Annotated in this window: 21 protein-coding genes; 7 read left to right on the top strand and 14 right to left on the bottom strand. The window is 58.7% G+C overall.

Going from position 1 to position 24243, the window contains the following annotated elements; genetic code table 11:
* Positions 1–136: 136 nt before the first annotated feature.
* Positions 137–1489 (top strand): inorganic phosphate transporter, encoded by a 1353-nt coding sequence (locus GAL01_RS13255; RefSeq protein WP_062028903.1) that lies wholly within the window; start codon positions 137–139, stop codon positions 1487–1489.
* 84 nt (positions 1490–1573) lie between these two features.
* Here GAL01_RS13255 and GAL01_RS13250 read toward each other — a convergent pair whose 3' ends face one another.
* From GAL01_RS13250 to GAL01_RS13220, 7 genes are all read right to left on the bottom strand, one after another.
* The gene (locus GAL01_RS13250) at positions 1574–3166 is read right to left on the bottom strand and encodes a phospholipase C (protein ID WP_231865276.1); all 1593 of its coding nucleotides are present in this window, start codon (positions 3164–3166) and stop codon (positions 1574–1576) included.
* Positions 3167–3332: 166 nt separating this feature from the next.
* Complete coding sequence (locus GAL01_RS13245) at positions 3333–4343, bottom strand: MYG1 family protein (RefSeq protein ID WP_062028908.1); 1011 nt, start codon at positions 4341–4343, stop codon at positions 3333–3335.
* A 93-nt stretch (positions 4344–4436) separates the two neighbouring features.
* A complete protein-coding gene (locus GAL01_RS13240) occupies positions 4437–4817 on the bottom strand; it encodes a VOC family protein (RefSeq protein WP_062028910.1) in 381 nt (126 codons plus the stop codon).
* Between the two features lie 56 nt (positions 4818–4873).
* Complete coding sequence (locus GAL01_RS13235) at positions 4874–5206, bottom strand: hypothetical protein (protein WP_062028915.1); 333 nt, start codon at positions 5204–5206, stop codon at positions 4874–4876.
* Between the two features lie 144 nt (positions 5207–5350).
* On the bottom strand, positions 5351–6925 hold the full coding sequence (locus tag GAL01_RS13230; protein WP_062028918.1) for an efflux transporter outer membrane subunit: 1575 nt from the start codon (positions 6923–6925) through the stop codon (positions 5351–5353).
* Between the two features lies 1 nt (position 6926).
* Positions 6927–8111 (bottom strand): efflux RND transporter periplasmic adaptor subunit, encoded by a 1185-nt coding sequence (locus GAL01_RS13225; RefSeq protein WP_062028920.1) that lies wholly within the window; start codon positions 8109–8111, stop codon positions 6927–6929.
* The gene (locus tag GAL01_RS13220; protein WP_099253336.1) at positions 8111–11335 is read right to left on the bottom strand and encodes an efflux RND transporter permease subunit; all 3225 of its coding nucleotides are present in this window, start codon (positions 11333–11335) and stop codon (positions 8111–8113) included. Before GAL01_RS13220 ends, GAL01_RS13225 begins: the two co-directional genes overlap by 1 nt.
* 277 nt (positions 11336–11612) lie before the next feature.
* On the opposite strand from GAL01_RS13220, the gene hpxZ reads away from it, so the two are divergent.
* A complete protein-coding gene (gene hpxZ / locus GAL01_RS13215; RefSeq protein WP_062027519.1) occupies positions 11613–12014 on the top strand; it encodes an oxalurate catabolism protein HpxZ in 402 nt (133 codons plus the stop codon).
* 9 nt (positions 12015–12023) lie between these two features.
* Here the strand turns inward: hpxZ and GAL01_RS13210 are convergent, their stop codons facing one another.
* Genes GAL01_RS13210 through GAL01_RS13200 form a run of 3 tightly spaced genes read right to left on the bottom strand, consistent with a single transcriptional unit; the run spans position 12024 to position 14651 of the window.
* Positions 12024–12845: an ABC transporter permease gene (locus GAL01_RS13210; protein ID WP_062027521.1), complete on the bottom strand. Its 822-nt coding sequence runs from the start codon at positions 12843–12845 to the stop codon at positions 12024–12026.
* Positions 12846–12849: 4 nt separating this feature from the next.
* Positions 12850–13674, bottom strand: coding sequence for an ABC transporter permease (locus GAL01_RS13205; RefSeq protein WP_062027504.1), 825 nt, complete (start codon positions 13672–13674; stop codon positions 12850–12852).
* Positions 13671–14651, bottom strand: coding sequence for an ABC transporter ATP-binding protein (locus GAL01_RS13200; protein ID WP_062027506.1), 981 nt, complete (start codon positions 14649–14651; stop codon positions 13671–13673). Before GAL01_RS13200 ends, GAL01_RS13205 begins: the two co-directional genes overlap by 4 nt.
* 379 nt (positions 14652–15030) lie before the next feature.
* Between GAL01_RS13200 and GAL01_RS13195 the strand changes: the two genes are divergently transcribed.
* Positions 15031–16386, top strand: coding sequence for a carbohydrate porin (locus GAL01_RS13195; protein WP_249208412.1), 1356 nt, complete (start codon positions 15031–15033; stop codon positions 16384–16386).
* Between the two features lie 4 nt (positions 16387–16390).
* Here GAL01_RS13195 and GAL01_RS13190 read toward each other — a convergent pair whose 3' ends face one another.
* Complete coding sequence (locus GAL01_RS13190; RefSeq protein ID WP_062027508.1) at positions 16391–16819, bottom strand: Lrp/AsnC family transcriptional regulator; 429 nt, start codon at positions 16817–16819, stop codon at positions 16391–16393.
* Positions 16820–16939: 120 nt separating this feature from the next.
* On the opposite strand from GAL01_RS13190, the gene GAL01_RS13185 reads away from it, so the two are divergent.
* Positions 16940–18007, top strand: a complete 1068-nt coding sequence (locus GAL01_RS13185) for a saccharopine dehydrogenase family protein (protein ID WP_062027524.1) — start codon at positions 16940–16942, stop codon at positions 18005–18007.
* Between the two features lie 7 nt (positions 18008–18014).
* On the opposite strand, the gene GAL01_RS13180 is transcribed toward GAL01_RS13185, so the two are convergent.
* Positions 18015–19061: a YeiH family protein gene (locus tag GAL01_RS13180; protein ID WP_062027510.1), complete on the bottom strand. Its 1047-nt coding sequence runs from the start codon at positions 19059–19061 to the stop codon at positions 18015–18017.
* A gap of 109 nt (positions 19062–19170) precedes the next feature.
* Here GAL01_RS13180 and GAL01_RS13175 point away from each other — a divergent pair, with 109 nt between their 5' ends.
* The gene (locus GAL01_RS13175; RefSeq protein WP_062027512.1) at positions 19171–20067 is read left to right on the top strand and encodes a LysR substrate-binding domain-containing protein; all 897 of its coding nucleotides are present in this window, start codon (positions 19171–19173) and stop codon (positions 20065–20067) included.
* A 54-nt stretch (positions 20068–20121) separates the two neighbouring features.
* Here GAL01_RS13175 and GAL01_RS13170 read toward each other — a convergent pair whose 3' ends face one another.
* Positions 20122–20328, bottom strand: coding sequence for a cold-shock protein (locus tag GAL01_RS13170; protein WP_062027513.1), 207 nt, complete (start codon positions 20326–20328; stop codon positions 20122–20124).
* A gap of 375 nt (positions 20329–20703) precedes the next feature.
* Between GAL01_RS13170 and GAL01_RS13165 the strand changes: the two genes are divergently transcribed.
* Positions 20704–21969 (top strand): glycerate kinase type-2 family protein, encoded by a 1266-nt coding sequence (locus tag GAL01_RS13165; protein ID WP_062027515.1) that lies wholly within the window; start codon positions 20704–20706, stop codon positions 21967–21969.
* Between the two features lie 50 nt (positions 21970–22019).
* On the opposite strand, the gene GAL01_RS13160 is transcribed toward GAL01_RS13165, so the two are convergent.
* On the bottom strand, positions 22020–23645 hold the full coding sequence (locus GAL01_RS13160) for an inorganic phosphate transporter (RefSeq protein ID WP_062027517.1): 1626 nt from the start codon (positions 23643–23645) through the stop codon (positions 22020–22022).
* Positions 23646–23999: 354 nt separating this feature from the next.
* Between GAL01_RS13160 and GAL01_RS15760 the strand changes: the two genes are divergently transcribed.
* Positions 24000–24167 (top strand): hypothetical protein, encoded by a 168-nt coding sequence (locus tag GAL01_RS15760; protein WP_165919968.1) that lies wholly within the window; start codon positions 24000–24002, stop codon positions 24165–24167.
* The last annotated feature ends 76 nt before the right edge of the window (positions 24168–24243 follow it).

Genomic DNA, 24243 nt, shown 5'->3' with positions numbered 1-24243 from the left:
GAAGGCTGATGGCGCATCTTATACTTTATGTGTCTTATGCTGTTACTGTGAAAGTTTTATGAAAAGCAGAAACGTCATAACTAAAAATTTATTAAATGGATTAAGGCAGGAGGCAGAATAACGGAATTCGGGATTTATGTTTCATTTTGACCCCTCCTCGGCTGTATCGCTTGTCGCGTTATGCCTCTGCTTCGTTCTGGTCTGTGTGTTTGAATTTGCCAATGGCTTTCATGACACGGCCAATGCTGTTGCAACTGTCATCTATACCAATTCGCTGAAGCCGACCGTCGCGGTCGTCTGGTCCGGATTGATGAATCTTCTGGGCGTAATTCTGGGCGGCATTTCCGTCGCTTACGCGCTGGTGGAACTTCTTCCGCCGGATGTGCTTTCGCCGCCGAGCGGTAATCCGGCTGTTCCTATGCTGGTTGCTCTTTTCGGCACGGCTCTTGCCTGGAACCTGATGACATGGTGGTTCGGGATCCCGAACTCTTCCTCCCATTGCGTTATCGGCTCGCTGGTCGGCATTGCCATTGGTGACTCCTTCGTTCATGCCCGTGAACTGGGGCACAGCGTGGACTGGAGCCAGATCTGGAAAGTGCTCCGTGCCCTGGCCGTGTCGCCTCTGTTGGGTTTTGTAGGCGCGCTTTTGCTGTATTTCCTCATCCGTTCGCTCGTGAAGATGCCGGAAATGTATAAGGCGCCGACACCCGAACAGAAACCGAACCCGATCGTACGTGGTGTTCTGGTTCTGACCTGCACGCTCGTCAGCTTCTCGCATGGCAGCAACGACGGTCAGAAGAGCATCGGCCTGATCATGCTGACGATTATCGGCATCATGCCCGCGACTTTCGCACTGAACCCGGCCGCTCCTGTCAGCATTCAGCAGATCCGTCAGGACGCACAGCAGGCGCTCCCGCTGGTGACGCAGTATGACCGGTATTCCTTCAAGGAAGATGCCATCGCATCAATCAACCGCCTTTCGCAGACGGACGGCCCTTCAGAGGTACCGGCTGAACTGCGTGGCGATGTGTATCAGGTTCTGTCCGGTCTGCGGTCTGTTGCCGCAAATCCCGCTGCTTCCGATGCCGAGAAAAAGCAGGCTTCCCGCCTTGCATCCGAACTGCGGCCGACTGTTGAATACGCTCCCGGCTGGGTACGTCTTCTGAGTGCGCTCTGCCTCGGCATCGGAACGATGGTCGGCTACAAGCGCATCGTCCGGACGCTGGGGGAAGGTATTGGAACGACGCATCTGACACCGGCACAGGGTGCGGCTTCGGAAGTCGTGGGGGCGGGCCTCATTATGACGGCAGGTTATACTGGCCTTCCGGTTTCCACGACGCATATCATCACATCCGGCGTGGCCGGAACGATGGTGGCTGCGGGCTCTGGCATTAACAAAAAGATGCTGAGCAAGATCGTGATGGCCTGGCTGCTGACGCTGCCTGTGACGGTCTGTGTTGCGGCGACGGTATTCTACCTTCTCGCCTGAGACATCTTTATCAGAGGCCGGAGCGTGTTCATGCTCAGGCCGTGACGACAAAGGGACGCGGTGTCATCGCGTCCCTTTGTCGTTTCAGGAGTGCTGTTTTACAGCACCCGTTCCGGCATCGAGAAACAGGGGCTCCGGTCTGGGTGCGTGACTGAAATCGAACAGGTCCTCGAGAGAATTGGCATCCGCATCGAAAGAGCCTTTGCCCAGTCTGTCGCCCTGAAGCCAGTTGTCTTCGATGAAGCGGGGGATGGAGGACTGGGTCAGGAAAACATGGCTGACATAATTCGTCCGTGCCCAGGGTGACAGCACCAGAAGGGGGATCCGTGTCCCCGGTCCGCACCGGCCGTTCACTTCAGCGCCGCCCACACCTTTCGGACGCGCTGCGGTTCCGCAATGTCCCGGTCCGTCCAGCTGATCGACTTCGGGATCGGCGGACCCATGACGGGGAGGGACGAAGGCGTGATCGTACCACCCGTCTGAATCGTCATAAGCGATGAAAATGGCGGTATCGCGCCATTCCGGGCGGGTCTGGATAAAATTGACGAGTTCAACTACGCCCTTCTGTTCATCCAGCGGGTCCGAATACCCCGCATGGGCGTCCTGCCAGGCGGGCATTTTTACAAAAGAAACGGCGGGGAGGTTTCCTGCTTTTGTCGCAACAAAGAAGTCCTGAAGATCGTATTCGTGGTTGGCGGGGTCCGGCTGGCCGTTGTCCGGGCGCAGGCTGCGTCCGATGGCGGCTGTGGAAGACGGCCGTGCATGGGTCGGGTTGGCCGTGCTGGCGTAATACTGGAACCAGTTGTGATGGGGGATGTAGTCCGCCACGGTCTGGCTGACGGTCGGGGAGAGCGTCTGGCGCTGGCATCCTGTCGAGCCATCGGGATTGTGGATTGAAAGGTTGAATCCCCCCATGAAGCCACCCCAGGTGATCCCATGTCTGTTGAGCAGATCCCCGATATTCGGCCCGGTCATCCGCACCTGATTGTTGGGCGTGGAGCAGACGTCGTCTGCGGGATCAATGTCATTGATCATGGTCCAACCGCCCTGTCCGTCTCCGACATAAGGCGATGCGGCATGCAGTGTTGAAGGCTTCTGGGTCGTGGTTTTGATCTGCAGACCGTTGGTCTGGCCGGACACCACTTCCAGCGCGCCGGGCGTGGAGGGGCCGTATGTGTCCGTATAGGTCGCATCGCTCATGGCGAAACGTTGTGCATAGCGCCATAGCGACGTGACGGTGTTGCCGTCGAAATAGCCCATGACCTCTCCTCTGGTGCCAAACGCACCGACGCCGCCGGGCAGTGCTCGTCCGGTGTAGCGTGGGAACAGGTCGGACCTTCCGTGGTCATAGGCCCGCTGTTCTGCCGTGTAGCCATGGTTCTGGTCGGCGGTGGCGGCCTGTGTGCGATCCAGCCGGAAGGGCAGGGAGGCGTCCCGGCCATTGGCCAGGATCGTGTTGGGATTGTGCCTCAGCAGGTCTGCCGTAGCGAGCGTATCGACACGCGGTGTGTCTGCTGACGGATGGAATTCGGGCTCGCCGGCGAGGTTGGCAGCTTTCGGATATGTTCCGAAATAGTGATCGAACGAGACATTCTCCTGATAGATCACCACCAGATGTTTGATCGGGGTTCTGGTCGGAGGGGTCGTGTCGGCTGCGTGAGCGGCGAGAGGCCACATCAGGCACAGACCGATCGCCGCAACAGGAAGACGCAAAGGGAGGTTCGTCATCAAAGAGTGGTCCGCCGCTGAAAAATCCGGAATTCGGAGCTTTCCTAGCGGCAACACCGACTTCCAATGAAGAAATTTATTTGAAGATCAAGGCCCTGAGCTAAGACGTTTCGTCTCAGACCCCGGCGATCTGCAGAGCCAGCTGGGCCATGCGGATGGCCCCTTCGCGGCTCGTTGCACCACAGATGAAGCGGGCAGGATGGGCAAATACGGCGTCGGAAACGCCAGAGACGGAAGCCAGCCTGTCCCGCTCCAAGCCGCCCCAGGCTTCCGGCAGAGAGACGCGCTGCCCGAAATCGCCACGCACAGGCGGAACGGCCTTGACGTTCCACTGCTCCGGCCCTGCCGGAGAGACGACATACACCACCGGCAGGTCATGCTCGAAAATGACCTTTTCCGTCGGCATGCCCGTTTCCATGACGAGAATGCGCTTGTCTTCGGCGCTCTCATACGCCGCGATCACGCGGTTCGTCGCTTTGAGGCTGGCACGGATGCGGTCCACGACATTGATCAGATGCGAGGCGACCGCTGTGGCGGCATTGGCGAAACCGAGGGATTCCCGTGCGCGGGCTTCCTGGCGTCCGTAAAGCTCAGCCGTATCCCATGGCGGGCTGCACGCCGAGACGATGTCCGCCAGCGAGAGCTTGCCCATCTTGACCACACCATTGTCATCCTGGTCGATCGGCAGGATCAGGGACTTGTCGAGGCTCTGCCAGATCAGATCCACGGTGGCGTCGTCGGCCGCCGTGTTCAGGATGTTGCGAATGGCCGCGTGACCATAATCCTTCCACAGGAGACCAGCTGCGCTGTAAGGCGTGCCGTCTTCACGAAGGGGCTTGTCTTTCATGTGGTGGTCGTAACGGCCATGCGGCGGATCGTAGAGGCCACCGACGTCGAAAACGATATCGGCCGACTTGATGATATCCGGATTGCGCGTCCGGATGAAGGTCAGGCGGTCGGCGGATTTTTCTTCGAGAACACGCGCACGAAGATCCCCCTGCGGCGCAAGGGCATAGTGCAGGATGACATAACCCATGGTCTCATCGACATGAAAATTACCCGAATGGGTGAGTGCCGTGACGGGCGCAGAGCCGTTTTCGAGACCAATGGGGGTATGGTTAGACATCTTGGGAACCTGCCGACAGGGAAAAGGGACGTGTTGGCCCCTTTCATGCCGCAGGCCAGCCCGGCAGACAACCTCGCTGCCGGGATTGGTTTCTCAGCCGACCCGGTGCAGGGCGCAGAGCTTGTTGCCGTCCGGATCGCGCAGATAGGCCAGGTAGAGGTCGCCCATTCCGGTATGGCGGATGCCGGGCGGGTTTTCGATGGCCTCGCCACCGTTTTCAACGCCGGCTTTGTGCCAGGCGTCCGCCTGTTCGGGGCTGCTCATGGCAATCCCGACAGTCCCGCCATTCGCACCAGTGGCAGGTTCGCCGTTCAGGGGCTTCGTGATGATCAGACGACCGCCGGAATGGGCATAGACAAGCCGACCCTTGGCGTCGGGTTCGGCGGCCGTACAGCCGATGACACCAAGCGTTGCATCATAGAATGCTTTGGAACGGGCAATGTCGTTGCTACCCAGCATGATGTGGCTGAACATGAAAAGACCTTCCTTTGTGAGGGGCTGCGGGAATACGAAACTGTTTCCGCGACGGATCAGTCGATATTGATGTTGCGGATGCCGCCGGGAATTTTCGTCTTGGAATCGCGCGGCACGAATGCAAGTCCGGCGGTATTGTAATCCGGGTTTTCCGCCATGGCCTGAAGGGTCATGTCGTCACGCACGTCCAGCGGGCGCCCATGTCCCTGGTTTTCCCTGCGGATGGCGGCGGCACAGAAGCCTGCGGCCGCTGCGAAGGGGCGGGCATTGCCAGTGGCCCCACTCACCATCTGTTCGCGGATGCATTTACTGTCGGTATGTCCTGTGACCCACGGGGCAGAAGAACAGGACGCAAGCAGAAGAAAACTGGAAAGAATGACGTAACGCATGAAGCAGAGCCTACTCGTGGCAGGGAACGGGGTAAAGCATAGGCCCGGTAGAACCTGGGTGCTTATTGGAGCGCTCCTTGCGGAAAGGTCAATGCCCTGTTTTGCCCTGACCGGTTTGACATCGGTCAGGGCAAAAATATTCGTTCACCGTGTCGCTGGCAGGCCAGTCGTCAGGTTCTCGAACTGTTCGGGATGCTGTGACGTCGTGACGTCCCCGACGGGTTTGGGATGGTGCAGGTTGTTGTACTGCAACGGCGTAATGGACAGGGTCTGGTCCATTGTGGGCAGGTCGCGGATGGTCCAGCCGCCGCCAAGGCTGCGGATCAGGTCCACGTCCGCGTGGTACAGACGGGTTGCGATCTCGACCTGGTGGATGCGGCTTTCCAGCGTGTTTTCCTGACTGAAAATGGCCTCAAGATAGGTTCCGACGCCGCCCTGATAGAGCGTCATGGTCATGTTCTGCGTGGCGAGATTGGCTTTGACAGCCTGTTCCAGCGCCGCGTTTTCCTTGGTCAGACGTTCGGTCAGGGACAGCCCGTCTTCCACTTCGCGGAAGGCCGACAGAACTTTCATACGATAGTCGTCACGCGTTTCACGATAGGCCGACCATGTTCTCTGAAGTTCCGCCCGGCGAAGTCCGCCATCAAAGAGCGGCATGTCGAGCGTCGCGCCATAGGTCCACAGCGAGTTGGCCAGATTGGCCAGATCGAAGCCATTGGCGGAGAACCCACCATTCAGGCGCAGGGCGATATGCGGATAGAAAGCCGCACGTGCGATGCCGATTTCACGATTGGCCTGTGCCATTTCGCGCTCGGATGATGCGATATCCGGACGACGCTGGAGCAGGGTGGAGGGAACGTCCGTAGGGATCGTCGGCTGAACAAAATGAAACTGCGGACTGGCCGGGATGTGGAAGCTTGACGGTGAACTGTTGGTCAGCACTGCGATGGCATGTTCCGTAACCTGCCTTGCGGCCTGAATGTCCAGACGCGCCGCCTGTGTGGTGTAGAGCTGCGCCTGTGCCCGTGCCAGATCGAGGCGGGGAGCAGCCTGGTTCTGGACCTGATTTTCGGTGATATGAACGGCACGCTCATAATAGCCGATGGACTGCGCATAGATCGCATCCTGCGCGTCATAGCCGCGAAGCTGGATGTAGTCGCGCGCAAGCTCGGCCTGCGTGCTCAGGCGGGCCATCGCGAAATCGGCCGCACGCTGCTGGGCGAACTGTTTCTGTTCGCGGACTCGGTTGCGGATGGACGACCAGAAGTCAGGTTCCCACGATGCCAGACCGCCGTATTCCTCTTCGGTCTGGGTCAGGGTTGCACCGTTGCGGAACAGGCGGTCAGCGGACTGCTTGTTGTCCGAGGCACCGGCTTCGAGGCTGACATGCGGGAGCAGTTCTGAACGCGCGGCCACGACGAGGGCGCGCGCCTGAATGAAGCGTTCGGCGGCGGCCTGGATGTCGCCGTTATCCGAGGTGGCGCGGGCTTCGAGATCGTTCAGCAGCGGGTCCTGAAACATGGTCCACCAGTTGGTGGGCAGTGCTGTATCTGCGGGTATGGCCACGGCGAACGGCGCCTGTCCCTGCCATGAAGCAGGGACGACAAGATTGGGGGCCTTGTAGCCCGGCGCCAGATCACATGCGGACAGGCCGAGCAGCGACAGGGCGGTGCCGCAGACCAGACCGGTGCGGCGGAGGCGGGAGAAGGATGGGATCATCTTACTCGTTCTCTTTTCCAAAGCCGGACTGGTTGTAGCCGCGCTGCGGTACCGTCACGTTAACCTTGTCGCCTTCGAGTACGTCCGCTGGAGGGTTGGCAATCACGCGGTCGTTCGGGCCGATGCCAGCCTGAATTTCCGTTGCCGTATCGGCCATGCGTCCGACCGTCACGTTCTGGAAATGGACCGTGTTGTCGTCCCGGACCACGGCGAGCTGCATGCCCTTCTCCTGAAAGACCAGAGCACTCGTGGGCACTTCGTAGAGATGGGCATTCTCGTTGTTTGCCTTGAGTTCCACCGAAGCAAAGGTGCCGGGCCACAGGACTTCGTTCGGGTTGTCCATCTCGAATTCCGTGGTGGAGGTCCGGGTGTTCGGATCATAGCCGCGCGCCGTCGTCAGAAAGTTCGCCGTGAACTTGCGGTCTTTGAACTGTGGGACGGTGACTTCGGCCGTGATGTCCGGTTTGAGGACATACTGGAAGACTTCAGGCACAGAAACGAACAGGCGTAGCTTGTGCACGTCTGCGACGGTGAAGAGTTCGGAGGCCGCACCCGCAGCGTTGAGGTTGCCACCACCGTCATGGACGTAGTCGCCGACATTGATGTCACGGGAGGTTACGATGCCATCGAAGGGGGCGACGATCGTCTTGAAGCGTTCGAGCGCCTCGAAATGCGCAACGTTCCGCTCGGCGGCTTCGACCTGCGCCTTGGCGGACTGCTGGTCAGCCTGTGCGACTGAGACGGACTGCCCCGAGACGGACTGTGAGCGACCCATGGCCTGCCAGCGCTGGAGCGTGACATTGGACAGGTTGTATTTGGCCATGATCGACGCAAGGTCGGCTTTCGCCTGTGCGTATTGTGCGTCCAGCGCCGGGGCGTTGATCTCGGCCAGAACGTCGCCCTGTTTCACGCGGGCACCGTAGTCCTTGTACCACATCTTCACGTAGCCCGAGACCTGCGGATAGATCGGCGCCTGATACCAGGCGTCGATATTGCCAGGCAGCGTCAGGGCGACCTTCTTGGGTGACTGGATCGGCTTGACGACGGCAACGTCGGGAAGAGCATTTTCCCTGGTCTCGGCCGCGAGGGCGGTAGAGACATGAATGCGGTCCACGACGATATAGCCGACATAGAGCGCGAGGAGGCACCCTCCCGCAGCGGCGATGAGTTTGGGGGAGGTAGCCATCAGGCGATTTCCTTCTGACGCGATGTGCGGTTGTGGAGGATTGCGTAGACGCAGGGAACAAAGAGGAGGGTCGAGATCGTTGCGACGATCAGGCCACCAATTACGGCGCGGCCGAGAGGCGCGTTGGTCGAGTTCGATGTCGCCATCGGGATCATGCCCACGACCATGGCCAGAGCGGTCATGATGACCGGGCGGATGCGGCCATAACCGGCTTCGATAGCGGCTTTAAGCGCATCGCCGTGGATTTCGAGGCGCTCACGGGCAAAGGACACCACGAGGATCGAGTTCGCGGTTGCGGTGCCCATGCACATGATTGCGCCTGTCAGGGCCGGGACGGACAGGCGTGTCTGTGTGAGGAACAGGGCCCATGCGATGCCGCCGAGTGCGCCCGGAAGGGCTGTGATGATGATGAACGGATCCAGCCAGGACTGGAAGTTCACCACGATCAGCAGATAGATCAGGACGATCGAGATCGCGAGACCGATGATGAGCTGCTTGTAGGCGCTTGCCATCGTTGTGGCCTGACCGTGGATATCGACTTCGGCGGAGGTCGGTTTGTTATGATCGTCGTGGGCGACGACCTGACGCACCTGGTCCAGCACGGAGCCCATATCGGTGCCTTCGATGTTCACATAGATGTCGATTTCGGACATCGAGTTGTAGTGCGAGACTTCGCCTGGGGTGCCGGCTGCCACGACATTGGCAATCGCGCCCAGAAGCTGGGTCTTGTCGTTGGGATCGCCGTCTCCCTTGTCCACCGGAATGGTCAGCAGGTCGTTGAGATGGGTGAGCTGGTCCTGTGACGTGTAGACGTTGAGCGGGAAGGTGACGTTGTCGACAGGGTCGAGCCAGAACTGCGGATCGACGACGCCGGAGCCGGCAAGCGTCAGCAGTTCGTTGGTTGCAAGATCGGCTTCCGTCACGCCAGTTGCCTGACTGAAGGTTCGGTTGCCATTCACCATCAGCGTTGGTGTGGACATCGTCTGCTGGATGTTCACGTCTGCCGTGCCCGGGATCTGGCGGATCAGCCCGATCAGGTGCTTGGCGTAGTTGTAGTTTTCCATGGCATCCGGGCCAGAGAGCTGGATGTCGATGGGGGCGGCGGAACCGAAGTTCAGGATCTTGTTCGTCAGATCCGCAGGCTGGAAGGTGAAGACCGTTCCCGGGAAGCGCTTGGAAAGATCTTTGCGCAGGAGGGCACGGTAATCCCAGACGGGGGATTCAGCGTTCTTCAGTGCGATCGTCAGGTCGCAGTCCTGGGTCCCGATGGACGGGGTCGGGATGAAGGCCTGGTTATGCGGTCCTTCGGGAAGGCCGCAGTTCGAGATGATGTTCTCGATTTTGCCCGGCAGAAGTTGGTTGATGCGGTCATCCACGAGGGCGGCGATGCGGCCTGCAACTTCAATACGCGTTCCGAGCGGGGCGCGCATGTGCATCTGAAGGGCATCGGATTTCACTTCGGGGAAGAAGTCCCGCCCTGCGACGAAATAGAGCCCCATGGACGCAATGGAGAGCACCATGAAGATGCCGACAAAGGCGCCACGGCGTGCCACGCAGCGTGTGAGGATCGTGTTGTATCCTTCACGGAAGCTGGTGAAACGTGCTTCGAAACCTTTCTGGAAGCGGCTGAAGAAGCCCGATGGCGGACGCTGGGTCGCATGCGGGTTCGGGATGTCGATCGCAGAGTCATGGATACCGTGCGGGTCTTCATCGGGGCCAGGTGCGCCGACGGGGTGATGCACATGGCCTGCGAGAAGGTACTTCGCCATGGTCGGAACGAGGGTCCGTGACAGGATGAAGGACGCGATCATCGCGAACATGATGGCAAGCGCCATCGGCATAAAGAGGTAGCCTGCGACGCCATCCAGTTCGAACAGCGGCAGCCAGACGATGCAGATGCAGGTCGTGGAGACGAAAGTCGCGATGACGATCTGGTTTGCCGCATCAATAATGGCGGTTTCGAGATCCTTGCCCATTTCGAGGTGAACGTCGATGTTCTCGATCATCACCGTGGCATCATCGACGAGGATGCCGACTGCAAGGGCCAGACCACCGAGCGTCATGACGTTGATCGACTGGCCGGCCCATCCAAGGGCTATGATCGAGCACAGGATGGCGAGCGGAATTGAGGTCGCGATGATGACCGTGGAGCGCCAGGAGCCGAGGAAGAGCAGAACCACGATACCGGTCAGGAACGACGCGGTGATCATTTCCTGAACCACATCCTTGATCTGATCCTTCACCATGATGGAGGCGTCGGACAGGATGGAGATATGGACGTCAGGAGGCAGGATTGCTTTCAGGCGCGGGAGCAGGGCCTTGGTGGCCGCGACCACATCGAGCGTGGAGGCCGTACCGCCCTTCTGGGTGATCATCTCGACGCCCTGGCGGCCTTTGACCAGAACGAGGTTCGTCTGAGGATGGCCGCCGCGATAGACTGACGCCACATCGCGCACATAAATGACCGCATTGCCAACCCGCTTGACCGGAATATTGGCGATATCGTCCATGGATTCCGGGGCGGCGTTGGTCTGGACCATCCAGTCCGTTGCGTCGATCTTCTGATCGCCTGCCGGCAGAACGATGTTCTGGGCGGTCAGGGCTGCCTGAACGTCTGCGGCGGAGAGGTGGTGGGCCTGAAGCTGCTTCTGGTCCAGGGAGACCATGACGAAGCTGTCCATGCCGCCGTAAGGATGGGCGACGATGGCGCCGGGAACCGTGGCAAGGAGCGGACGAACCCGAATGACACCGAGCTTGAAGAGATCGGAGGGCGTCTGTTTGTCAGACGTCATCTGAAGGGCAATGACCGGAACCTGTGACGGGTTCAGGGCCACGATCATCGGCGCCGGGACTTTGGGCGGGAGCCCGAGCAGCACGGTCTGTGCGATGGCCGATACTTCGGCTTCGGCGGTACCGACCGATGTTCCGGGCTGGAAATAGATATTGACGATCGAGCGGCCGTAATAGGAGCTGGACTCCATGTGCTCGATGTTCTGAACGGTCGTGGTAACGGCCAGTTCGAAGTTATAGGTGATACGACCGGCAAATTCCTGGGGCAGAAGTCCCGGGTAAGTCCAGATTGCCGCGACTACCGGAACCTTGATGTTTGGAAAAACATCGGTTGGCGTCTTGAAGATCGACATCACGCCAAGCAGCACGATCATGATCGACAGGACGACAAAGGTGAGCGGTCGCCTTAGCGCGGTGACGACGATGGCATTCATTCAGCTCGGTTCCCAACAGATTTTGAGCAAGGAAGGGAAACCGGGACAATAGGTGGGATGAAATACAACGTCTTTTAAATCGTGGTTTATGGAGTTTTTTTTACTTTTCAAAATCCATTAATTTTTTTTTATGATTTGGGGAGAGGAATCAGTATTTACGAAAAATGGTACAGATCTCGTTACGTTTCGAAAATTCACGAGATGGTGATTTTTTGAAGAATGCTATGTCTTTTTCGTAAGTGAAAGCCCTTCCCGAAAGTCTTGCCGGAGACGAATGATGACGCTGAATCCTTTTCCCTCGCTGAATGATCCTCAGGTTCTTGCAGACGTGACTGCGATGTCCGACCGCTATGAAAAGGCGCTGGGCGAGAACATCCTGCATGAACTGGATGCTCTTTTTTACGACGGCGCGGAAACGGTTCGTTACGGTGTGAGGGAGAACCTTTACGGGTTCGAAGAAATCCAGGCCTTCCGCCGGGCGCGGACGGGAGGATCGCCGCCGCGGGAGGTTCTGCGGCGTGTCGTTACGGCTGTCGGGCAGGATGTGGCGACGGTGGATCTGGAGTTCCGGCGCATCGGGGCTGAGAAGATCGGGCGTCAGAGCCAGACCTGGTTCCGCACGCCGGATGGATGGAAGATTATTGCCGCACATGTGTCGCTGATGGGGGCCGGGTCTTAAACCCCGTCGTCAGCTTCCGCTGGAAACATATCCGGCAACGGCCCGGTGCCAGATCAGGACCATGACGCCCAGAAAGGCAAAACCTGCCAGTGGCGAGAGGCTGCCGACCCATGTCGGCATGCCCAGCGGGTCGGGATGGTTGAGGCTGAACAGGGCGGGATAGTAGCAGACGGCAGCGAGCGGTAGGACAAAAGTGATGAACCGCCGGAGCCAGCGTCCGAACATGGTCAGCGGATACTGTCCAGCCTCGACGCCGCCGTAAGTCAGGACGTTCACGACTTCCAGCCCCTCGACCGTGATGAAGCACAGCGCGGCCTGTCCGATCAGGACGCCAAGGAACATGGCTGCTCCGCCTGCGATGGCGAGTGGCAGAACCAGAACGGCGCTCCACTGGACATGAGGCGCAAGCCATAATCCCGCGATGAGAACGAACGCGCCCTGAAGGAAACGTCCAATGGGGCGCAGGCGCAGTTCGTGGCCCAGAAGCAGAAGCAGGGTCGAGCGTGGCCGCAGGAGCAGGCGGTCGAAGCTACCTGTACGGACATATTCGCCACCAAAGACCTCGAAGCCGCGTCCCAAGGTTTCAGCCACCGCAAAGGCCACGTTCACAAGGCCATAAAGAACGGCGACCGTACCGATATCCCAGCCTGCGATACTGCCGAAGCGGCGAAAGAGGCTCCAGATGCCGAAGAAGCCGAGCAGGGTCGTGACGAAATTCCCGATGGCCTGAATGGCGAATGTGCCGGGGTAGCGGAGTTGTGCGACGATCGAAGCGCCCGCCATGCGGCGGTAGAGACCAAGGGCGCTGAGCGTGCGGGTCGGAGATGGCATCGTTTCAGGCACCCTGCACCTCCAGCCGGTTGACTGTCTGGCGCATCCACAGGCGTCCGAGCAGGGTCAGGGTGGTCAGCCAGAAAAGCTGAAGACCCAGTCCGGTTGCGACGCCGCCCGGAATGGGTGTGCCCAGATAGATCCGGATGGGAATGTCGGTAATTCCGGCAAAGGGTTGTGCGAGCAGGAAGGGACGGATCCAGTCGGGATAGAGCGGCAGCGGCAGGAGCATTCCCGACAGCAGTACGGCCAGCGGCGTGCCGACGGCGTAGCTGCCGAGAGGCGAAAGCGTGCGGGCCGTCAGGATATTCCACCACATGACGATGGTGGCCGAGAGCAGTGCGCCGAGCGTGATGGAGAGCAGCGACAGAACTGCTGCTGTCAGATCCGCTGGTGGCGCGAGGCTCCATGCGCCGAGACCGACCAGCATGGCCAGTGGACCCGCCACGCAGGCCAGCAGGACTGCACGGGGTACGGCATTGCCCAGCAGACGCGCCAGAGTGGCCGACAGCCACCAGTGCCACATATCGACCGGGCGCAGCAGATCATAGACGATCGCGCCTGTTTTGGCGGCGTCTCCGACAGCGGGCAGGCAGCCCAGCGGTAAAAGCGTGAAGAGGGACTGCTGAATCCAGGTGTAGGTCATGGCCTGTCGCAGCGAGAGCGGGGCCTGGACGTCGGGGGCTGCGTGGTAAACAGAGGCATAGGCCATCAATGTCACGGCGCCGAACCACATCTGCGCCACCAGTCCGGCCACGACCGCGATACGGTATCGCAGACCGATCTTCCATTGCAGCCCGAAGGCCGTGAGATAGGGGCGGAGCGTCATGCGGCGTGGTCCGCATAAAAGCGTGTGATGATCTCGTCGATTGAGGGGCGGCTGATCCTCAGATCGTCCAGTCCGGGCAGATGTCCCACATGGGCGACAAGGGCGGGGGCCGGAATCTGGCGCGGATCGAACGTGATGGTGAGGCTGTGTGGCGCGCGGGCGGTTTCGACGGCTCCGGCCGGGAGCGCCAGTTCGGGTGGCGTACCGTGAAAATCCAGTTCGAGAATGCGTTCGGACAGGGTTGTCATGCGCAGATCCTCGAACGGGCTGTCCGCGAGGATGCGGCCATGCCCGATGACGATCACGCGTTCGGCCAGCGCCTCGATATCATGCATGTCGTGGGTGGTGAGCAGGACGGTCGTGCCGTGGTCCCGGCAGAGTTCATGGACAAATGCCCGGACGGCGAGCTTGGACGGTGCGTCCAGACCGATGGTGGGCTCATCGAGAATCAAAATGTCGGGGTCGTGGATGAGGGAAGCGGCGATTTCGGCGCGCATTCTCTGTCCGAGCGAAAGCTGACGGACGGACTGGTCCATGATCTCGCCCAGATCAAGCGCATCGGCCAGACGGGCGCGGTTGCGGGCGAAGCGTTCGGGCTCGACGCCGTAAATGTCGCGCAGGAGCGCCAGACCTTCACCGACCGACAGATCCCACCAGAGCTGGGTGCGCTGACCGAAGACGACCCCGATCCGTGCCACGTGAGCGACGCGGCTGGTCCAGGGCACAAGGCCGTTGACCTGCACTTCGCCAGAGGTGGGGCGCAGGATTCCGGACAGGATTTTGATGGCCGTCGATTTTCCCGCGCCGTTCGGACCGATGAAACCGGCGATCTGGCCTTTGGGAACGGAAAAGGAAATTCCGTCCAGCGCCACGATCTCGCGCGTCTTCCCGCGCCAGCTTCCACCTTCGCGGACTGTATAGGTTTTCCGGAGGTTTTTGACGGTAATGGCATCTGGAACGGGGAAGGGATGCTGCATGAGGATTCCGAGATGGGAGGGGTAACGAAAACAAACGTGATCTTATTTCATAAAATAAAGTCTTATTGTTTCAATTGTCTCACTGTTTTGTACCTTCCTGCAACAAAGCTCTTTCTGTAAAGTGAATTTTACTTAAGGGTGCCGATCATGGCATCCCTGTCTTTCGCATTTTTTGGCTCTGTAAGGGGATGTCGGTTTGAGGCATGTGAGTAAATTCCTGACGTTGGTTTCTGCTGGTACGGCTTATCGTCGGTCCGGTTCCGCTCTGTCGTTCGCTTTCGCCTGCGGGCTGGGGGTGCTGACGATGGGGTCTGGTACTGCTGAGGCGCAGAGCAGCAAGAGCAAGGCCAGTTCGGAAGATCTGACGAATCCTGCCCCCATGGGGTCAGAGACGCAGCCGGTTCCTCCGCTGTCCACGACCATTCCGGGTTTTCTCCAGTCTCCTTATGGACCACCGTCCTTTGGTGCGCCCTACGGCACGACCCATATGTTCGGGACCTGGGGAGGGGTACAGCCCTGGCTCCAGAAGCATGGCATCTATGTTGCGGTGGATGTGTATGAAAGTCTTATGGGCAATGTGACGGGTGGTCGTCACCAGACCGAGACGAATGCCGGGCAGGTCGGCGTGACGGTTGATCTGGACTGGCACCAGATTCTGGGTGGCGACTGGTCGAAGGATCTGTGGCTGCATACGCTCATGGTCAACGGGCATGGCCGGAACCTGAGCGGTGATATCGGGGATAATGTCACGCAGGCCCAACAGATCTATGGTGCGCGTGGCAATGTCGTGGCGCATCTCGTCTGGGCTTATGCGGAAAAAGCGTGGTTCAACCGGAAGGTGGATCTGGCGGCAGGGTGGATCCCGACGGGGACGTTCTTCAACAACTCCCCCTGGCTTTGCAGCTTCACGAACGTTTCCATGTGCGGAAACGTGACGCCGACCAAGTACCTCAATGGCGGACGTGACTGGCCGTCGGGCAATATGGGCACGGTTCTGCGTCTGATGCCGAACCCGCATCTCTATCTGATGGGCGGGCTGTTTGCCGTGTCTCCCCATTCCTATAATGGCGGTATTTCCGGCTGGTCCTGGGCGCAGAGCGGGCTTGGAAAGCTTTCTACCGAGGTTGAACTGGGCTGGATTCCGGAGTTCGGCAAGGACAAGCTGATCGGCCATTACAAGGTTGGCGCCATGTACGACAATTCGCGCTATCACGATCTGTATGATGACGGCTCTGGGCAGGCCTGGGTGTTGAGTGGCCGGAGTCCGCGCTATCAGAGTGGTCAGACGTCCGTCTGGGTGCTGATGGATCAGATGCTGATCCGGCATGGGGATGGCCCGATGAACGGCCTCATGCTGGCAGGATACTATTCCTATGCCTCTGGCCAGACCTCGGCGATGAACCATCATCTGGTCGGCTCTCTGCTTGATACCGGAAAGCTTTGGGGGCGTCCGCTGGATACGTGGGGTATTGCGTATCAGTGGATGAACTTCAGCCGGGCTGCGACCCTTCAGCAGGAAGCGTCGTTTGATAATGGGCTGCCGTTCCAATCCACCAATTTCGGTGTTCCGCACGGCATTCAGTCCCATGAGAACATTTACGAATTCTTCTACAGCTATCACATCATGAATGGTCTGACGCTTCAGCCGGACTTTCAGTATTTCAACCGTCTTGGCGGAACCACCCGCTACAAGGATGCTGCGGTTCTGGGACTGGTGTTCAACGCCGCTCTCTGAGGGATCAGTTCCCTTTACGGAAGCGTGTGGAGAGGATGATGGCGGACACCGTCCTCTCTACGCCTTCCATCTGGCCGATGTCGTCAATGGCACGGTTGATGCCCTCCGTCGTTGCGGCGCCGAGCAGGGCGATCAGATCCGAGGCGCCGCTGACTGCGTGTAATTCGCGGAGTTCGGGTAGCGTTTTTAGGTCGCGCTCCACCTTCTGGCTGTGACGGGGCGTGATGACGATCGAGACATGTGCACGCAGCAGGTCGTCGTCAGTATTTTCCACAAGCGTATAGCCACGGATATGGCCCTGCCGCTCCAGGCGTTCCATGCGTCCCTGAAGGGTAGTGCGTGAAATCCCCAGCCTGCGCGCCAGCGCAGCTGTGGGCGTGCGCGCATTGCGACGCAGGATGTCGAGCAGGGCCTGATCTAGTGAATCCGTCATTCTGCCAGTTATAACCGGCAATCTGCCGATGGAAACTGTATTTCATCGTCGGGATGCCGCTTGAGATCCGTCTGCCCTGATCGTGATGCTGTCATAACACTTCCGGAACAGGATATGATTATGAAGCAGGTTACGGTTGCAGGCGCGGGAAAGATCGGTTCAGCCATTGCGGAACTCCTCCATCACGGAGGCTATGGCGTCACGCTGCTGGACTGCCATGCTGATCATCTTCAGGGACTGAGTTTGCCGGAAGGCATCAGGCGCAGGACAGTGGACATCGCAAAAGGGCTGGATCCGGCGCTGCTGGACGGTCAGTTCGCCGTACTGTCGGCACTCCCCTTTCATCTGACGCGGAATATTGCAAAAGCAGCTGCGGCGGCCGGCACGCATTACCTCGATCTGACGGAGGACGTGGCCTCCACGAAAGATGTGCGGGCGCTGGCCGAAGGGGCGTCCAGCGCATTCATTCCGCAATGTGGTCTGGCGCCGGGCTTTGTTTCCATTGCTGCACATGATCTGGCGCAGCATTTCGATGAGGTGGAGACAATCCGGTTGCGGGTCGGGGCGCTGCCGCGGTTTCCGTCCAACGCGCTGGGTTATAACCTGACCTGGAGCACGGAAGGTCTGATCAACGAATATATCGAGCCGTGCGAGGCGATCGTAGACGGGCGGCGGGTTGTGGTTCCTGCTATGGACGGGGTCGAGACGCTGGGTGTTGATGGCGTGACCTATGAAGCCTTCAACACGTCAGGCGGGCTCGGGTCTCTGTGCGAGACCTATGAGGGCAAGGTTCGGGAACTCAATTATCGCACCATGCGCTATCCGGGCCATCGGGATATCATGAAGGTTCTGCTGTCGGATCTGCGTCTGTCGGAGCGGCGGCATATCCTTCAGGATATTTTCACGCATGCCATTCCGGGGACTGCACAGGATCTGGTTGTGCTTTCCGTCATCGTGACAGGTCTGAAGAACGGAAAGCTCCAGCAGGAAACTGTGGCCCGTTCCATTGAGGCGCAGGATTTCATGGGAGGGTTCCGCACGGCGATCCAGCTTACGACGGCCGGGTCCATCTGTGCCGTTCTAGATCTGCTGGCGGAAGGAAAAATTCCGACTCAGGGTTTTGTCCGGCAGGAAGATATTCCCTTGGCTGATTATCTGGCCAACCGGTACGGGAAAATCTACCAGTAGGATTGTGTCAGGTCACGATCTTCATCAGCGCCAGACTGGCGCTGACGAGGCCGGCCAGAGACAGGGCGACCGTGAGCATCAATGGCCCGCTGGCCTTGAAGACGGAGCGGATATCAATGCTCATTCCCAATGCGGCCATCGCCATGACGGTCAGGGTCGTGGCGAGGGTGTTGAGGACGGGAAGAAGCGCTTCAGGGATTATGTTGAAAGACCGGCAAGTTATCATCAGCATAAATCCCGTGATGTACCACGGGATAAGCCGACGTGACGTTTGATGCGTTTCTGTCTGACGGTTTTTGCGGGGGTACAGAAGCGACAGGACAATGCACACGGGTCCCAGCGTCAGGACACGCATGAGCTTGACCAGTGTTCCGGTATGCAGGGCAGCGGTCCCGAATGGTGACGCTGCCGCCATGACCTGTGGGACGGCATAGACGGTCAGTCCGGCAACGCTGCCTTCCGCGATATCGGACAGATGCAGGAATGGCAGAAGAAGTGGCAGGCCCAGAACAATGGCAAGACCGCCTGTGGCGGTGAAGGCAAGAGCGGCGCCAATATCTTCTTCACGGGCATGAATGACGGGTGCGACGGCCATGATGGCGGAGTTTCCGCAGATCGAATTGCCGCAGGCCACGAGGAGGGTCTGTGAGTGGGACAGGCCGGTGAGGCGTCCGATCAGTATGGTCAGGGCAAGGCTGAAAGCGACTATTCCGAAAACACAGACGAGAATTCCGGGGCCTGCCGAGACAATTCCAGTCATGCTAAATCCGGTTCCAAGAAGAACGATTGCCACATCCAGAAGGGATTTTGAGCAGAACCTGATCCCTGGATCGAAAACGCGGCTTCGACTGGAGACCATTCGGAGGCAGATCCCGATGACAAGGGCCAGATTAAGCATTTCAAGCCATGATTTCTGAAGGAATGCGCGTTCGATTTTTTCTGCTTCAAAAGCCAGCAGGGCCGTGCTCGCGCAAAGAGCGATGCCGGGAAATTTTGTGACCAAAATTTCGGGCAATCTGAAAGCAGGCCGGTTTCTGAAGCAGGATATGTGCATGATGATCTCCCTTGCCGGAGATATCTAGGCTGAGGCCGATATATCATTCCAACGAATAACTTTTTTGATTCCAATCGGAAAATTAGATGGATTCTGTTAGAAAGACGGCATGACACTCGACCAGCTTCGTCTCTTCATCGCCGTTGCAGAACGGGAGCACGTCACAGCCGCAAGCCGGGCGATGAACGTGACCCAGTCCGCAGTTTCGGCCGCTATTGCGGCGCTGGAAGCGCGTTATGGGATCAAGCTTTTCCATCGGGTTGGGCGGGGGATCGGTCTGACGGATGCCGGACGGCTGTTTCTGCCGGAGGCACGGGCGGTGGTGGCGCAGGCAACGGCAGCTGAGAATATTCTGAAGGATATCAGCGGTTTGAGGCGGGGGACGCTGAAGGCGGTCGCCAGTCAGACCATTGCCGCATACTGGTTGCCCGCGATCCTTGTCGCCTTCCGGAAGAGGTATCCAGACATCGAGGTCGAGCTGGCGATCAGCAATACGGAAGAAGCGGCCCGAATGGTCAGGGAGGGCGAGGCCGAGGTCGGGATTGTGGAAGCCGTTGTCGATGACACCGCATTGGCGCAATGGCCGGTCGGCAAGGACCATATGATTCTCGTGCAGGCAAGTTCCCTGATTCCACCCCGGATCGACGCCGTCTGGTTACGTCAACAGGATTGGGTCATGCGAGAGGCGGGCTCCGGGACACGCTCAGCGCTGGAGCACTATCTGGGAAAATATGATATCGGCATCGAAGATCTGAATATCAGTCTGGTTCTGCCTTCAAATGAGGGTGTGCGGACGGCCGTAGAAGCGGGGGCCGGAATCGGCGCATTGTCGTCTCTGGTTGTTGGTCCGGCGTTGCGCGCAGGCACGTTGCATGCCGTACTTCAGGTCCCTGAAAGTCGTTTTTTCTATGGTCTGCGTCACAAGGAGCGTTATCAGAGCCCGGCTGCCACGGCCCTGCTTGGTATGAGCGAATTTACCGCAGTTTCCCGAGGTGTGCAGACATGAAAAAAGCCGCCCGTAAAGGCGGCTTTCTGCACATCAGAATGTACATCGGGGCAATCAGATTGCCTTGATGCTCACTGCTGAGGTTTTGCCGTTGCGACCAGCTTCGAGCTCGTAAGAGACGTGCTGACCTTCGTTGAGGGTGTGCATTCCGGCGCGCTCGAGTTCAGAGATATGAACGAACGCGTCCTGTCCACCGTTGTCAGGCTGGATGAAGCCAAAGCCCTTGGTGGAGTTAAACCATTTTACGGTGCCTGTTGCCATAACGAGGCTCCTTTTTAACAATAGCAGTCGTGTACAAGATACACACGAAATCATAACACTTAAGGAGAACGAATGGCGCAACACGCGCCGAAAACTCGCTTAAGAGCACCTGCCGGATCAATGTAGACGGCATATTTCGTCATAATGCAAGAAAAAAATCTCTGGAAAGAAATTCAAACTGTGACGTCGGGTAATATCGAAGATGGTTCTCCTGTGAATTTATTTTCAGATAATCGTGATTTCATTCTCGGTGTGAAATATGAGCCCCTCTGAAAATTACGGATTCCACCGAAGTTTTACTGGAATCATGGAAATTGAGTGTGACCAGGCCAGTGGGCGAAACCTCACGTGCAAGAGGACAGACAGGAACTGACAATGATGTTTCAGGATCGCACGTTTCTGACGGGACTTTTCGAGGCCGCCGTTGGAGCCGCAGAACCCGATCGCATTCTGGGGGCGTATCTTCCCGATCCCCCTAAAGGACGAACGGTCGTTATCGGTGCGGGAAAAGGGGCTGCCCAGCTTGCGGCGGCTTTTGAGCGTGTCTGGACGGGGCCTCTGAGCGGTGTGGTGGTCACCCGTTACGGCAATGTGTGTCCAACGCAGTTCATTCGTGTGCTGGAGGCGTCGCACCCCGTGCCAGACGAGGCTGGCCTGAGGGCAACAGACGCACTGTTTGACGCCGTGAGAGGACTTGGGCCGGATGATCTTGTGGTGGCGCTGATCTGTGGCGGCGGATCTGCCCTCTTGCCCTCTCCGTCAGCGGAACTGACACTTGCGGATGAGGCTGAACTCAATCGTGTGCTGCTGGCATCAGGGGCGCCGATTTCGGTTATGAACAGCATCCGCAAGCAGGTATCCGGTATCAAGGGCGGCCGTCTTGCAGCGGCGGCCAGTCCGGCGAAGGTGGTGTCTCTCGTGGTGTCCGACGTTCCGTTCGATGATCCGGCACAGGTGGCTTCAGGGCCTACCGTGCCGGACATGGGAACCCGCGAAGACGCCCGGCGCCTTGTGAAAAGCTGGAAAATACAGCTTCCGGCGAAGGTCCGCTTATGGCTCGATGGGGAGGAAGGCCAGGCACCACTGGCAACTGATCCGGTGTTCAGCGGGAACACTGTCCGCGTGATCGCCTCCGCGCATCTGTCTCTGGAAGCTGCGGCGGAAAAGGCGCGGCAGGCTGGAATTCAGCCTGTGATCCTGTCCGATGCGATTGAAGGGGAAGCCAGAGATGTCGGAAAGGTTCATGCCGCTCTGGTTCGGGAAATCGTTCTGAGAGATCGGCCTTTCCGGCGGCCGGTCGTGCTCCTGTCGGGCGGTGAAACCACGGTAACGATGCGCGGGCAGGGGCGGGGCGGCCGGAACACAGAGTTTCTCCTGGCTTTTGCGCTTGCGGCGGAGGGCTTCCCGTTTGTGGCTCTGGCGGCGGATACCGATGGCATTGACGGGTCAGAAGACAATGCGGGAGCGTTCGCCGATGGGGCCAGCATGGAGCGTTTGCGGGAGAGAGGGATCCGTCCCATTGATCTTCTGATGGAAAATGACGCCTATACCGCGTTCGAGGCTTTGGGTGACCTGTTTGTGCCCGGTCCGACCGGGACGAACGTCAATGATTTCAGGGCGATCCTGATACGTCAGGAATAGGACGGAAGCCCTGTACGGATCTGGTTTCCGTACAGGGCGTCAGGGTTTCTTCAGAAAATCTGGCGGAACAGGACATACAGGATGCCTGCGATTGCCATGGCGGCGGGCAGGGTGGTGACCCATGCCAGAGCCATGGAGAGGAGGGTTGAGATCTGAATACCTGATCCGTTGGCCGCCATTGTTCTAGCCACGCCGCTCGACAGGATGTGCGTCGTCGAGACGGGGAGGCCGTATCTTTCGGCCAGACCAATGGTCGTCATCGCCACGAGTTCAGCCGAGGCTCCTTCGGCATAGGTCATGTGGGTCTTGCCGATCTTTTCACCGACCGTCACCACAATGCGCTTCCATCCGACCATTGTTCCAAGACCCAGCGCAATGGCGACGGAAATCTTGACCCAAAGCGGAATGAAACGTGTGCCGTGATAGAGTTCTGACTGGAAGGATTTCAGCGCATCCTTTTCCACCGGTGTGAAGTCCTTTGCTTCTCCCATGACGCGGATGGCGTCTGCGACCAGATACATGTCCGTACGGACGTTTGGCGCGGCCGCGGCAGGGACGGCCTTCATAGAACCATAGGTTTTGACCGAGGTGGAGATGTCGTTGCTGAGAACGGCCAGCGCATCATAAGTCTGCGGAGAGGCCACGGACTTGGCGCGCAGGCCGGCGCCCACGATTTCGCGGGCGTTTTCTGCCGTCAGGGTGGTGGAAGGGTCCGGAGTATGGCTCAGGAAGATCTTTTCGGCTTCCGCGGAGGTCTGGAAAAAGGCCGGCATGGCGCTTTCCGGCATGGCGCGGTTCAGGGCATAGGCGGTGGGAGCGGCGCCGATCAGGATCAGCATGATCAGGCCCATGCCTTTCTGCCCGTCATTGCCGCCGTGCGAGAACGACACGCCGGTGCAGGTAAAGATCAGCAGCGCGCGGATCCACAGAGGCGGCGGGGTATCGCCCTTGGGGGCCTGATAGAGTGCCTTGTTGCGGATCAGCAGCTTCATGACGAGCAGCAGAAGTCCGGCCATGACGAACCCGCAGATGGGGCTGAACAGCAGGGCGGAGAACACCTTTCCGACCTGGCTCCAGTCAACACCCTGGGTCGCAGCTCCGGTCGGCGACATCAGCTGGTTGGCCAGGCCGACGCCCATGATCGACCCCACGAGGGCATGGGACGAACTATTGGGGATGCCGAATGCCCATGTCACGAGGTTCCACACGATGGCAGCGATCAGAAGGGCGAAAATCATGGCGTAGCCCGCGCCACTTCCGGCCTGCAGGATCAGTTCCACCGGCAGAAGTGTGACGATGCTGTAGGCGACTGCGCCAGTTGAGAGCGCAACCCCAAGAAAATTCCAGAATCCGGACCAGATGACGGCAATCAGCGGTGGCAGGCTGCGGGTATAGATGACGGTTGCGACGGCGTTGGCCGTGTCGTGGAAGCCGTTAACGAACTCGAAAGCCAGAGCAATGATCAGCGCGATGCCGAGCATCACGAAGGTTCCCGTTGCGAGGGCCCCTTCGCCGACCGAATGCATGTCCCGAAGGATACTGAATGCGGCGAAGCCCAGTGCGCCGATCAGGACTGCGAAAAAGAGGATAACATGAAGAGGCTTGTTGCCTCCGCTCATGTCGGGGCGCGAAGAGGACTGGATTTCCGCGCGGGAACCTATCGTCGTTTCAGACATCACCGATCCATGGGTTGTTTACCTTTTTTCAATTTATGGCAGCCCGCAAAGGGATGCGACCATTGAAACATGACTGTTTTGCGACAGTCGATATGCCTTCAAAATCTGCGGGGTTATTTTAATTCGGAAAATATAGTTTCATATTGTGAACATAGTGATTTTTAATTTACTGGCTCCGATTGGAGTGGATGGGAATTTTATTTCGGGAATGACTGTATTTTTTTTGGTGGGCGGCATGATGAAAGGGCAGGCCTGTCCGGGTACAGACTGAAAATCGTTTCGGATTTCTGAAAGAAACCGGAGAAAGCCTGCGGCGTTTTACCGTGTCGAAACGTTTTTTGAAGGAACACTCCCATGCGAAAATCAATCCTGCTTCTTCTTGCTCTTTCTGTGTCGTGCGTTACGCTGACGGCTTGCGAGCATCATCGGACGTTTGGCGAGAAGGTTCGCGATACTGTTGATCCGCCGAAGGGGCCGGTCGAGCGCGCAGGACGCTCTGTTGACCGCTCGCTTGGGAACTGATCCTCGCCACGGGTGCGCGTGGTGAAACCTTTATTAAATTGTAAAAACGGGGGGTGAACCGGTTCTGCGAAGTGTC

It is taken from the genome of Gluconobacter albidus (genome assembly GCF_002723915.1).
Taxonomy (GTDB): domain Bacteria; phylum Pseudomonadota; class Alphaproteobacteria; order Acetobacterales; family Acetobacteraceae; genus Gluconobacter; species Gluconobacter albidus.
This window is presented reverse-complemented; position numbering and strand designations above follow the sequence as displayed.